10 protein-coding genes and 1 pseudogene are annotated in these 12220 nt (G+C 64.3%); 4 read left to right on the plus strand and 7 right to left on the minus strand.

Annotated features, from left to right (window positions below):
- The first annotated feature begins 230 nt into the window (after nt 1-230).
- Nucleotides 231-1418, plus strand: a complete 1188-nt coding sequence (locus JQ574_RS20290) for a CaiB/BaiF CoA-transferase family protein (RefSeq protein WP_212204901.1) — start codon at nt 231-233, stop codon at nt 1416-1418.
- Nucleotides 1419-1542: 124 nt separating this feature from the next.
- The gene (locus JQ574_RS20295; RefSeq protein WP_212204927.1) at nt 1543-2589 is read left to right on the plus strand and encodes a transglycosylase SLT domain-containing protein; all 1047 of its coding nucleotides are present in this window, start codon (nt 1543-1545) and stop codon (nt 2587-2589) included.
- Nucleotides 2590-2615: 26 nt separating this feature from the next.
- Here the strand turns inward: JQ574_RS20295 and JQ574_RS35180 are convergent, their stop codons facing one another.
- A complete protein-coding gene (locus tag JQ574_RS35180) occupies nt 2616-2876 on the minus strand; it encodes a hypothetical protein (RefSeq protein ID WP_249119472.1) in 261 nt (86 codons plus the stop codon).
- Nucleotides 2875-3024 (minus strand): annotated as a pseudogene (locus JQ574_RS35540) (caspase family protein); the annotation flags it as partial. The pseudogene JQ574_RS35540 and the gene JQ574_RS35180, both read right to left, overlap by 2 nt.
- 273 nt (nt 3025-3297) lie before the next feature.
- Here JQ574_RS35540 and JQ574_RS20305 point away from each other — a divergent pair.
- Nucleotides 3298-4464 carry a DUF2336 domain-containing protein gene (locus JQ574_RS20305; RefSeq protein WP_212204930.1) on the plus strand — a complete coding sequence of 389 codons (1167 nt, stop codon included), beginning with the start codon at nt 3298-3300 and terminating at the stop codon, nt 4462-4464.
- A gap of 106 nt (nt 4465-4570) precedes the next feature.
- Here JQ574_RS20305 and JQ574_RS20310 read toward each other — a convergent pair whose 3' ends face one another.
- The 5 genes from JQ574_RS20310 to JQ574_RS20330 form a co-directional block, all read right to left on the minus strand.
- Nucleotides 4571-5149, minus strand: coding sequence for an Hpt domain-containing protein (locus tag JQ574_RS20310; RefSeq protein ID WP_212204932.1), 579 nt, complete (start codon nt 5147-5149; stop codon nt 4571-4573).
- Nucleotides 5150-5175: 26 nt separating this feature from the next.
- Nucleotides 5176-5721 (minus strand): response regulator, encoded by a 546-nt coding sequence (locus JQ574_RS20315; protein ID WP_212036134.1) that lies wholly within the window; start codon nt 5719-5721, stop codon nt 5176-5178.
- 280 nt (nt 5722-6001) lie between these two features.
- The gene (locus JQ574_RS20320; protein ID WP_212204934.1) at nt 6002-6781 is read right to left on the minus strand and encodes an NAD kinase; all 780 of its coding nucleotides are present in this window, start codon (nt 6779-6781) and stop codon (nt 6002-6004) included.
- A 122-nt stretch (nt 6782-6903) separates the two neighbouring features.
- The gene (locus JQ574_RS20325; RefSeq protein WP_409363369.1) at nt 6904-9057 is read right to left on the minus strand and encodes an adenylate/guanylate cyclase domain-containing protein; all 2154 of its coding nucleotides are present in this window, start codon (nt 9055-9057) and stop codon (nt 6904-6906) included.
- A gap of 25 nt (nt 9058-9082) precedes the next feature.
- Nucleotides 9083-9745: a hypothetical protein gene (locus JQ574_RS20330; protein ID WP_212204936.1), complete on the minus strand. Its 663-nt coding sequence runs from the start codon at nt 9743-9745 to the stop codon at nt 9083-9085.
- 320 nt (nt 9746-10065) lie between these two features.
- Between JQ574_RS20330 and JQ574_RS20335 the strand changes: the two genes are divergently transcribed.
- The gene (locus tag JQ574_RS20335; protein ID WP_212204938.1) at nt 10066-11661 is read left to right on the plus strand and encodes a S10 family serine carboxypeptidase-like protein; all 1596 of its coding nucleotides are present in this window, start codon (nt 10066-10068) and stop codon (nt 11659-11661) included.
- The last annotated feature ends 559 nt before the right edge of the window (nt 11662-12220 follow it).

Below are 12220 nucleotides of genomic sequence, written 5' to 3' on the forward strand. Positions count from 1 at the left end.
TCGTTCGACTGCGAAGACCAAGCGGGGTTGAGAAGTAGCACAGAACTCCCCGCTTTGGCCTGGCGGCCGAGTATAGCGGCGATGTAAATCAAGCGAAGGTCGTGGATGTCGCACTGATATTCCGCACCGTGGATTGTGTCTGCTTAGAATCAAAAGTTGACGTACCGGCTGGCCGCCTTGTCGCGGAAATCATTCCCTGTAATCTGGCGCAAACATAAGGGAAAAGTTCGATGAGGGGAGTTCTGGAGGGCGTGCGCGTCCTGGATTTCGGTCGCTATATCGCGGGACCGTATTGCGCGACACTGCTGGCCGAGTTTGGCGCCGAGGTCATTCGCGTGGAGAAGCGTGACGGCAGCGAAGATCGCTTTGTGGCACCGGTCGGCGAAGGTGGCGAAGGCGCACTGTTCCTGCAGATCAACCGGAACAAGAAGTGCATCACGCTCAATCCGATGAAGCCGGAGGGGCAGGAGGTGATGCGTCGGCTGGTTGCAACTGCGGACGTGGTCGTCGCCAACCTGCCGCCGCAGACGCTGCGCGCGATGAAGCTCGATTACGATTCATTGAAAGCGATCAAGTCCGACATCATCCTCACGACGGCAACTGCATTCGGCGGGCCGGGGCCTTGGTCCGACCGCGTCGGCTTCGACGGTGTCGGGCAGGTCATGTCGGGTTCGGTATACATGACCGGCGCCGGCGACCCGCCTTACCGGGCCGCGGTGAATTGGGTTGATTTCGGAACCGCGCTGCACTGTGCGTTCGGGACGCTTGCCGCTCTGATCGAGCGCGGCAAATCCGGGCGCGGGCAGATCGTCGAGGGCGCGTTGCTTGCAACCGCGTTGTCGTTCACCAACGCAACGTTGATCGAGCAGGCCGTGATCAAGGCCAATCGCGTTCCGACCGGCAATCTCGGCCAGACCGCTGCGCCGGCCGACATTTACCGCACCCGGGACGGCTGGGTGCTGTGCCAGGTCACGGGTCATCCACTGTTCATTCGTTGGGCAAGGTTGATGGGCGAAGAGGACCAATGGCTGAGCGATCCGCGCTTTGCGGACGACATCAAGCGCGGCGACAACGGCGCTGTCATCAGCGAACGGATGGCGCGCTGGTGCGCCGAGCGCACCACGCAGGAAGCGGTCGACACGCTGGGGGAAGCGATGATTCCGGCCGGACCGGTGCTCAGCCCGCAACAGGCGCTCGATCATCCGCATATTCGCGCTGCCGGCTTCATGCAGGATGTCGATTATCCGGGCCTGCCGAGACCCGCGCCGGTCGTACGGGCTGCCGTCCGGCTGTCGGAAACGCCGGGTGAAATCGCGGCGCGCCCGCCGATGCTGGGCGAGCACACCGATCTGGTCCTGGCCGAGCTCGGCTATGACCCGGCTGCAATTGCGGCGCTTCGACAAGGCGGTGTCATTTAGCGGATAGGTCGCCTTAACCTCCCATTAACCATAACTGTCCCAGTGTGGCGCCGTATTGGGCGCTGATTGCGATTTTCGCTTTAGGCCGCGCGGTCGTTTCGCGGGGAGCGGGGCACCAGGAAACATGTCGGTCGACACATTGAACGCCACGGCAGGTGTCGATCCCACGCGCACGAAGATCGCGGGCTCGATCAAGCAGGCCGCCTCGACCACCGGTGCGAGCTTCGAATACCTGCTCACCACCGCCAAGATGGAATCCAACTTCAACCCGAAGGCGGCGGCGACCACCTCGTCGGCGCGGGGGCTGTTTCAGTTCATCGACCAGACCTGGCTCGGCACCGTCAAGGAAGCCGGCAGCCATTTCGGCTACGGCAAATATGCCGACGCCATTACCAGCAATCCGTCCGGCAGCTATTCGGTCAGCGACCCGACCGCGCGTGCCGCGATCATGAAGCTGCGCGACGATCCGCAAGCCGCTTCGTCGATGGCGGGGGTGCTGACCCAGTCGAACAGCTTCAAGCTCACCGGCAAGATCGGCCGCCGCCCGAGCGACGCCGAACTCTATATGGCGCATTTCATGGGCGTCGGCGGCGCGGGAAAACTGATCTCGAGCGCCGAGGACAATCCGCAGGCTTCCGCGGTGCAGATGTTTCCGGCCGCCGCCGAGGCCAACCGCTCGATCTTCTACGATCGTTCGGGCCGCGGCCGCAGCGTCTCCGAGGTCTATTCGGTGCTGAACTCGCGCTACGCCAGCGCCGCCAGTTCGCCGGCCACCCGCACCGCGATGGCGGCGGTCGGCGGTGACCTGCCGCGTCGCATCACCGTCGCGAGCGCCTCGCAAGCGATGCCGGCTGCGCCTGTGATCGATAACGCGGCCTACCTGTCGAGCTTCCCGGATACCCGCAGCGTGGCGCCGGTCGCCGCGACCTCGCAGACCGCCTCCGCGCAGCCCGAGCCGATCTTCCGCTCGCTGTTCCAGGCCGGCGCACGCAGCGAACCGATTTCGCCGGCGGTGCAGGAATTGTGGGGCAGGGGATCCGCGCTCACCTCGGTCGCGTCAGCGACCTCAGTCGCCTCGGCGACACCATCGGTATCGGGACAGAAGCCCGAAGTCCGCGCACCGGGCCGGCTTGATCTGTTCAGCGATCGCAACGGCACGTTCAGCAGCTAAGGCTGCTCAGCACACAGACCGCTGAGCTACCTCTGCGCCGACAGCGTCTTGCCCTGCTCATAAAATATCTTGCCGCCGTCGGGGCCAAACCTGATGCCGTATTCGAACGATGCGGTGCCTGAGGACTTCTTGCCGTTCGATGGATTGGAATGGCTGAATTCCAGCGCGCCGCTGATCTGGCAGCTTGATCTCGCCTGATCGCACGAGGTTCGTATCGTATCCATCTGCAGCCGGTACGATCGGTTCGGCCAGTTCTTGACGTATCTCTCCTTGTCCTTGCGGCGCATTGGCCGAAATCGGCACCAGATAATTGACGTTGCGGACCTGCACGCCGTGGCCGGCGTAATAGAACAGCGCGACATCGGCGCCGGTGAGCTCGTTACCAAAAGTCTGGATCGCGCGATCGAACGCCGACCTGTCGAGGTCGATTTGCGCCTACGAAGGAGTAGTTAGGCAAGGATTGGCGCCTGGTGTCGAGATGGTTCGCGTCAAGAGAACGCGTCAAATCCGGGCGGTTTCGGCGGTAGCGCCAGCGGTGCGCGGCGAGGCCGATCATCTACAGTCCGGCCGCGCGCGCGAGTTCCCTTAACGAAACGTCAATAATCCCAAACGTTTATGGTGAACCCTTTGTTAAGCGTCATGGTTTATTTTCTATGACAGTGGCACCGCGTCACGGTGTCGTTTCGGGTTGCGTAGGCCGGCTAGACCATGATCGTTCGGCAGTTCATCAGTTGGATACGTACCGCTCCGGCAGGCGAGCGGGCAGAGGCGACGCGGTCTTTGGCGCGGGCCTGGTTGATTTCCGATCTCACCGAGGACGACCGCGCCGCCGCTGAAGGCGCGCTGCTGATGCTGCTCGACGATCCATCCCCGCTGGTCCGCCAGGCGATGTCGCAGGTGTTTTCGCGCAGCGCCGAAGCGCCCGCCGCGATCGTGCAGGCGCTCGCGCTCGACCAGGCTTCAATCGCGCTGCCGGTGCTCGAACATTCCCCGCTGCTGATCGACGCCGACCTCGTCGACATCGTCGCGACCGGCAACAGCGACACGCAATGCGCGATCGCCCGCCGGGTCAATCTGCCGCCATCGGTATCCGCCGCGATCGCCGAAGTCGGCTCGCCGGCCGCCGCCCTCGAGCTGATCGAGAACGCCTATGCGGAGCTGGCGCCTTTTTCCTGGGACCGCATCGTCGAGCGTCACGGCCATCTCGCCGCGATACGTGAATCGATGCTGGTGCTGGAGGGACTGCCCTCCGCCACGCGCATGGCGCTGGTCGCCAAGCTTTCCGACACGCTGGCGCAATTCGTCGTCGCCAAGAACTGGCTGAGCCCGGACCGGGCAGGGCGGCTCGCCTCTGAAGCGCGCGAACGTTCGACCGTTAACATCGCGGCGCGTTCGCGCGGCGAGGACATGCAGGGCCTGGTGCAGCATCTGCGCGCCACCGGCCAGCTCACCGCGGGCCTGATCCTGCGCGCGCTATTGTCAGGTAATCTCGAACTGTTCGACGCATCATTGGCCGAACTGTCCGGCCTGCCGCATGCCCGCGTCACCGCGCTGCTGCACGATCGCGGCGGCGCCAGCCTGCAGGCGCTGCTGATCCGCGCGGGCCTGCCGGAATCCACCTTCGCCGCCTTCCGGATCGCACTCGAGGTCTGCCACGAGACCGGCTTTGTCGACACGTTGGACGGTGCGGCGCGCCTGCGCCGCCGCATGGTCGAGCGCGTGCTGACCCATTGCGAGACCGACCGCAAGGCCGCCGAACCGCTCTTGATCCTGCTGCGCCGTTTTGCGACGGAATCGGCGCGCGAGGAAGCCCGCATGTTCTGCGACGAGCTCGTTGCCGAGGACGCGATCACGCACGATCTGATTGCGGCGTAGGCTGCGCCTCACCGTCATTGCGAGGAGCGTAAGCGACGAAGCAATCCATCTTTCCGCGTATGCGGCCCGATGGATTGCTTCGCTTCGCTCGCAATGACGGGAAGCCTCACTCCACCGGAATAATGCTAGGCGCCAAAATCGCTTCGAGATGTTCGGGGCGGTCGCGGTTGGCGTGGGTCAAGAATTCGTCGGCGATGCCGCGCAGCGAACGGCTGAGCACGCCGGCGGTGGCCGCGGTGTCGAGCTTGGTGCGCTCGCGGACGATGGCCTGAATGGCGTTGATGTGATGCCGAATGAGATCCGACGGCACCTGGTCGAGATCGGGTGCGTGTTCGATGATGCGGCACAGGCTCTCGGCAGCGGCGCCCGCGGAAGGAAAGCCGAATGTCGCAGCATCCCCCTTGATGTCGTGGGCGGCGCGAAACAGTTCTTCGCGGGCGTCGTCGGTGAAGCCGCTTCGCAGGATGGCGGCGTGCGCGGCGGAAAGCCGGTCGGCCTCGATCGTCATCCAGTTCTTGAATTCACCCGACAGCCCGGCCAGCGCTTTCTCGGCACGTCCGACCGGATCGTCGAGGTCGGATTCGGGAACGCGCAGCAGCACCTTGCGCAAGGGATTTGGCTGCGTGATCACGTGGTGATCGGCGAAGCTCGTGACCTCCAGCTTCCCGGGTTTTTCCTTCGCCATGATGGGTTCCTTAGCGGTTTCGCGCGCTAGACGCTGGATCGCGCCTTGTCGAGCAGCGACGGCTGCTGCATCACTTCCATCTCGCCGCCGATGCGGCGTTCGGGGCCGATATAGGCATTGTTGGTGTTGCGCCGGCGGTCGGGTCCGAAATAGGTCTTGGTCTTGATGAACGGCCGCGGGTTGGCGACGACGTTGAGGATGCGCTGATAAAGCCCCTTCGCCGAGATCGGCTTGGCCAGGAATTCGGTGACGCCGGCGTCGCGCGCGACCGTCACGCGGCGCTTGTCGGAATGGCCGGTCAGCATGATGATCGGCGCGTAGGGGTTGCCCTTGGAGTCCGGCTGCCGGATCATCTGTGCCAGCTCGAGCCCGTCGAAGATCGGCATCGCCCAGTCGGTGATGACGATATCGGGGACGTAATGGGTGTACATTTCGAGCGCGGTGGCGCCGTCCTCGGATTCATAAGCCTCGCGCGCGCCGAACGAGTGCAGCAGCGTCCGCAGGATGCGGCGCATATGCGGGTTGTCGTCGCAAATCAGAAACCGCAGCTTGTTGAAGTCGATGCGATACATGGTCCGGCCCTAAAGCGCATACCGGGCAACACGGTACACCCGGCGTTAACCATATCGCGGGGCCGGTTAACGAATGGTTGCGAAAGGGGGCGGCGGGGGATCTGGCGGCAGCTTAGTCACCGCTCTATCAGCACGTCGTCCCGGCCTTGAGCCGGGACCCATAGCCACCGAACGTTGTTGTTGCGGAAGGCGTGAGCCACCTCGCTTCAACCGATAGCACAACGCGGTATGGGTCCCCCGATACGCAATTGCGCATCTGTGCTCAAGGCCGGGACGACAGCTAATGCCCGAACTGCTCGCGCAGGATGCGCTCTTCCAGGCTGTGGCCGGGGTCGAACAGCATGCGCATCGAGATCGACTTGTCGGACAGCACCTCGACGCGGCGGACGTCGCGCACTTCGTCATGGTCGGCCACGGCTGCGACCGGACGCTTGCCGCCCTCGAGCACTTCGATGACCACGAAGGCGGTATTGGGGAGCAGGGCGCCGCGCCAGCGCCGCGGCCGGAACGCGCTGATTGGGGTCAGCGCCAGCAGCGCCGCATTGATGGGGAGGATCGGTCCCTGCGCCGAGAGGTTATAGGCGGTGGAGCCGGCCGGCGTCGCCACCAGAATGCCGTCGGCGATCAGTTCGGCCATGCGTTCGTGCTCGTCGATCAGGATGCGCACATGCGCGGCCTGATAGGTCTGGCGAAACAGGTACACTTCATTGATGGCGTGATGCAGATGCACCTGATCGTGAATATCGGTCGCGCGCATCAACAGCGGGTTGATCAGCGACTCGCGCGCCGCGGCCAGCCGCGCATGCAGATCGTGCGTGGAGAATTCATTCATCAGAAAACCGACGGTGCCACGATGCATGCCGTAGATCGGCTTGCCGGTCCGCATGTACCGGTGCAGCGTTTCCAGCATCAATCCGTCGCCGCCGATCGCCACCAGGATATTGGCCGTATCCGGGTCGTGATTGCCGTAAAGGCTGACCAACTCCGCCAGTGCCGCCTGCGCCTCGGCGGAAGCGCTCGCAACGAAGGCGATGCGGTCATATCGCTTGGGGCTGGCCATCGGATTACGGGCTCATGGTGGCGCCGGATTGCGCCGCGCTCGTCTATACACCTTGGCGGCGCTTGTCGAGATGGAAGGGCGCCACGCCCGGGATGGTAACCTGAACCGAAGGGCCGGAGCGGTTATTTCTCCTGCAGGGTTCGGATCGGGTCCCAATCCTTGTCAGGCGGATTTTCAGCCAACTCCCGGGCGCGCTGCCTGAACAGCGCTGCCGGCCGGTCGATCTCAGCCGAACGCTCGAAGCATGTTGCGGCAAGCCCGAATTCCCGGGCCCGCCAATGCGCAAGTCCGTCGGCGTAATGGGCGATCAGCGCCTGCCGGGATGCGCCAAGCCCGGTCGAGAGCGCCAGCAGTTCGTAGATTTTCAGCGCCTGGTTGCGTCCCTTGACTCTGATAGCGTCGAGTTCGCGCCAGGCGAAAGCGTCGCCGGCAAGGGCAACCGTCGTCTCCGAAGCGATGACGGTCGTGCCGTAGAATTTGTTAGCCCCCTCCAGCCGCGAGGCGAGGTTCACCGCATCGCTCATGACCGAGTAATTGAAGCGGCGCCGCGATCCGAAATTGCCGACCAGCGCCTCGCCGGAATTGATGCCGATCCGCTGCGCCAGTCTGTGTTCGTGAAAGAGCGCCGAGGAAGCGTTGAGCTCGGCCAACCTTGTGCAGCAGTCCAGCGCGGCGCGCGCCGCATTGGCGGCATGGTCGGGATCGTCGGCCGGCGCGCCAAACACGGCCACGACGGAATCGCCGATATATTTGTCGACATAGCCGCCATGACTTTCGATGACGTCGGTCATCGCCGAGAGATATTCGTTCATCAGCTCCATCAGGCTGTCCGGCGACATCTTCTCGGCGATCAGCGAAAACCCTTCGATGTCGGAAAAGAACACCGTCACCTCGCGGGTCTCGCCGCCGAGCTCCGGCAGTTTGTTCGACGACAGCATCCGGTTGATGACGTGCGGGGCAAGGTACAGCGCAAAGCTCTTTTGCAGCAGGCGGCGATCCTTGTCGGCGACGACAAAGCGGAAACCGATCGTCGAGGCCAGCGCCAACAGGCTGGCGAGCAACGGCTCGGCGACCGGGAGCGCCAGCGCGTGGTTGAAGGCGAGGGTGGCGCCGGTGATGCCGGCCACGACCATGACCGCCCAGGCCGTCGCCGCGACGAGCGGTCTGAGCTGCCACGCGGCAATGGCGGCCAGCGCCGCGAATACAGCCGCGATCAGGAAGCGCGACAGCGGCCCCGGTTCAACCACTGCATTGCGCGAGATCAGGTTGTTGACCGCGGTGGCGTGGATATAGACGCCGGCGATCGTGCTGGTCCTGAAGGCGGCGGAGACCGGCGTGCTCCCCTCCGCGCAGCGCGGCGTGCGCGCGCCCTCGATGCCGGTTGCAAAGCGCTTCGACGTCATGCGCCGGTCCTCGATATCGAGAACGGTGCCGAAGATGACGACCTTGCCGTCGAACCAGCGCCGAAAATAGTCCTTGTCGTCCTTGACCGCGCAGTTGCGCAGGTCGGCGAACGAGAACGTCGGAATGTCGGCCGCGCCGCCCTCGAAATTCAGCGTCAGCGTATTCGGCACCCGGCCCGGGATCCGGTAACCACCGAGTGTCATCCGGCCATTCTTGTCGAATTCGGGAGCCGCGCCCATCGCGCGCGCCGCCAGCTCGACCGCCATCGAAGGCACCTTCGCGCCGTTGATGGGGAACGTCAGCGGCATGCGCCGCACCACGTCGTCATGGTCGGTATGAACGTTGAGGGGGCGGATGTTCTGCTGCTGCCGCACCGCGATGCGCTGTCCGGCCGAGGGCCTGACCGGCTGGTTGCCGCCGAGCGTTTCCCCCAGCACCACCTTGCCATTGACTGTCGCGCCGGCCAGCGCGCGCAGGAAATCGCGGTCGAAGCCGCGCACCCTCGTGCCCAGCATGTTCTCGCCGAACGGGATCTCCGACTGCTCGATCGATGTCGGGATCACCACGTCGAAGCCGGCGACCTTGGCGCCGCCTTCCAGGGTCGCGGTCAGCACGCGGCCGATCTCCCCGGTCCAGGTCAGCATCGGCGAGCCCTTGAACGGGGCGGTGCGCAGGCTTTCCTCGTCCATCGCGATGACGACCGTCGGAGAGGCCGCCGGATCCTGCCTGCGGCCAAACACCTCCCAGCGCAGCGCCGTGAGGATATCGAGCGAGAGCCCGCGGATCGGCCTGACCGCCGGAGAAACCGAGGCCGCCGCGCAGACCAGCGCGATGGCGGCGATCACCATCTGGTTGCGCGTGCTGCGCCTGATTCTCAAGCGCGGAGGTCCGGCACGACTATTCCAGCCGCAGCAGCCGGCCGACGATCGGCGTCGCGCCGGGCTTTGCCTGCGCGTCGACCCGGAACACGATTTCCGACGATTTGAACGAGGCGGCGTAGAGACCGCCGGGGACCAGGGCGACGTTCTCGCCGGCGAAATCGACGAACTTGCCCTTGAGCTGGGTGCCGCCGAGCGCGATCTGGTGACGCTCGCCGGCGAGGTCGAGCCGGCGCACCACCAGCGTGCCGCGGCCCTTGGCCTGCACGAACGGTGAGGCGCCGTAGATCGTCAGCTGCGGCTCGGGCAGCGAAGCGGTTTTGGCGCTGCGGAGCAGGGTGGCGGCGACGGCGCTGGTGTCCTTGGTGGTGGCGTTGGCCTGGTTGGAATCGCAGTTCGTCTTCTCTGCCTTGAGGACGGCTTGATCGACCATGCTCTCCTCGTTGCCGACGACAACGGTGCCGGCGCCGCTGATGGTCTCGCGCCGGCAGGACTTCAAATAGCTGAGCACGACGGAGCCGCCGTCGGCGATCTTGATGACGGACCTGGCCGTCACATAGTCCATGAATTCGGCGCCGGTCACCTTGCCCTTGATGTCCTCGACCACCGCAACCGGTGAATCCGCCGCGGCGGGAGAAGCCAGCGTCAGCAGGCCGAGGCAGGCAACAATCGCACGTTTCATTTTGGTCCCCATTGGAAAGCGCAGGTTCTTTAGTCTCGCCAGCGCCAAAATGGTTTCATGGATGAATCAAAATAATTGGCCGGGTCCGCGGGCGGAACCGACCGATATCACCTAACGGTTGGCGAGGACAACCATGGCGATGCGGCGGATCAAGCCCCATGCGGATTGCTTTCACGCAATACTGTCGGGATTGTGATGCCAGCGGGTTTCGTCCTGTTGTAGCACAGCTCTTCTGTCGCCATCCCAGGCTGAAATCCGCGGCGCAACCGCGCGGCGCAGGGAGCAAGTGGCCGGGAGCAAGTGAGAGGGAGCTGGACGTCATGGCTTTTCGCTTCACCGCGCGGCGTCATATGCAACTCGCCATCACGCTTGTCATGCTGTCTTGCGTGGCCGGCGTGCGCGCCCAGGACGCAAGCCCGACGGCCGCGCAGCAGCAACCCGCCGCGACGCCGACGCCCGGGCCAACGCTTCCGCCGCAACCGCCGCAGGGACAGAAGGGCGGCGGACGGCGCGGCGACGCCGCCACGCCGCAACCGGTTTCCGATCAGCACCGGCTACCGCCGGATTCCACCACCAAACAGACGCTGGCGCTGCCCGGGCGCACGCTGGCTTTCACCGCGACCGCAGGTTCGATCCGGCTGTTCGACGAAAAAGGCGAGCCGCAGGCCGACATCGCCTACACCTCCTACCAGCTCGACGGCACCGATCGCGGCACGCGGCCAGTCACGTTCCTGTTCAATGGCGGGCCGGGCGCATCATCGGCGTGGCTGCAGTTCGGCACTGCCGGACCGTGGCGGCTGTCGATTACAGGAGATGGCGCGATTGCTTCCGCTTCGCCCGAGCTTGTGCCCAATGCCGAGACCTGGCTCGACTTTACTGATTTGGTCTTCATCGATCCCGTGAGCACCGGCTATAGCCGCTTCGTCGCGACGGGTGAGGACGCGCGCAAGCGGTTCTTCAGCCTGGATGGCGACGTCAGTTCGATCGCGCTGGTGATCCGGCGCTGGCTCGAAAAATACGACCGGCTGCTGTCGCCGAAATATGTCACCGGCGAAAGCTATGGCGGCATCCGCGGCCCGAAGATCGTCCGCAACCTGCAGACCCAGCAGGGCGTCGGCGTGCGCGGGCTGATCCTCGTCTCTCCCTTGCTCGACTACCGCGAATTTTCCGGCTCCAGCCAGCTCCAATATGTCCACCGGCTTCCCACCATGGCCGCGGTGGCGCGCGAAGCGAAGAGTCCGGTGAAATGGGCCGATCTCGCCGATGTTGAACGCTACGCGCGCAGCGAATTTGTCAGCGACCTGCTCAAGGGGCAGGCGGACACCGAGGCCACCAACCGGCTCGCCGACAAGGTCGCGTCGTTGACCGGCATCGATCAGGCCGTGAGCCGCCGGCTTGCCGGACGCTTCGAGGTCGGCGAATTCCGCCGCGAGTTCGACCGCCGCAACGGCCGGGTGACCGGACGCTATGACGCGTCGGTGTCGGGCTTCGATCCCTATCCGGATTCGGACTCCTCGCACTTCGGCGATCCGTCCGGGGATTCGCTGATGGCGCCGTTGACCAGCGCCGCCGTCGATCTCACCACGCGCAAGCTGAACTGGCGGCCGGACGGCTCGTACCATCTGCTCAACGGCAGCGTCCTCAGTTCCTGGGATTTCGGCCGCGGACCTGCCGAGTCGGTTTCCCAATTGCGGCAGATTCTCGCGCTCGACCCGAAGATGAAATTGCTGGTCGGGCACGGCCTGTTCGATCTCGCCACGCCGTATTTTGCCTCGAAGATCATCCTCGACGGGTTGCCGGCCTTCGCCAGTCCGAACCGTGTCAAACTCGTGGTCTATCCCGGCGGCCACATGTTCTATTCACGCGATGCGGCACGGCAGGCGTTTCGCAGCGAGGTGCAGGCGGTGATGAAGTGAGGGGACCTTCGCCACTTGCCGTCATTGCGAGGAGCGAAAGCGACGACTTGTCCGCCGTAGCTCGAAGAGCGAAGGAGGAAGCAATCCATGGGCCGGCTTGGCGCGGTATGGATTGCTTCGCTTCGCTCGCAATGACGCCTGTGCGTCACCATAATTCTTCTTGAGAGACCGAGTGGACAATCCGCACGAAGCGTGAGTCCCCGTCTTGATCGGCGCATTTTAGTACCTACATGCACTGTGCGGCGGCGCCTCGCGCTGTCGCTGCCCTCTTTTGGGGCGTTTCCTCCCTAGACTTGGGCCGCTTGTTCATTCAAGCGGCCCTTTTTTCGTTTATGCATGGGTATGCGACAAAAAAACCCGACGGGCAAATCACTTCCGATTTACGGAAATCGTGTCAAGCAGATAAATTCCGTAAATCAAAAATATTTCTGTTGTCGGCCGACCCAAATCAGTGCGCATCTATCGCCATCCCGTCCTACTCAGAAGGGCGTCGGCCGTCGTCACGGACGTTGGGCGGGTTGCGGTGGACGCTTGTTTACGCTGAGACGACGGCGTGGAT

The organism is Bradyrhizobium sp. AUGA SZCCT0158, from assembly GCF_018130065.1.
Classification (GTDB): Bacteria; Pseudomonadota; Alphaproteobacteria; order Rhizobiales; family Xanthobacteraceae; genus Bradyrhizobium.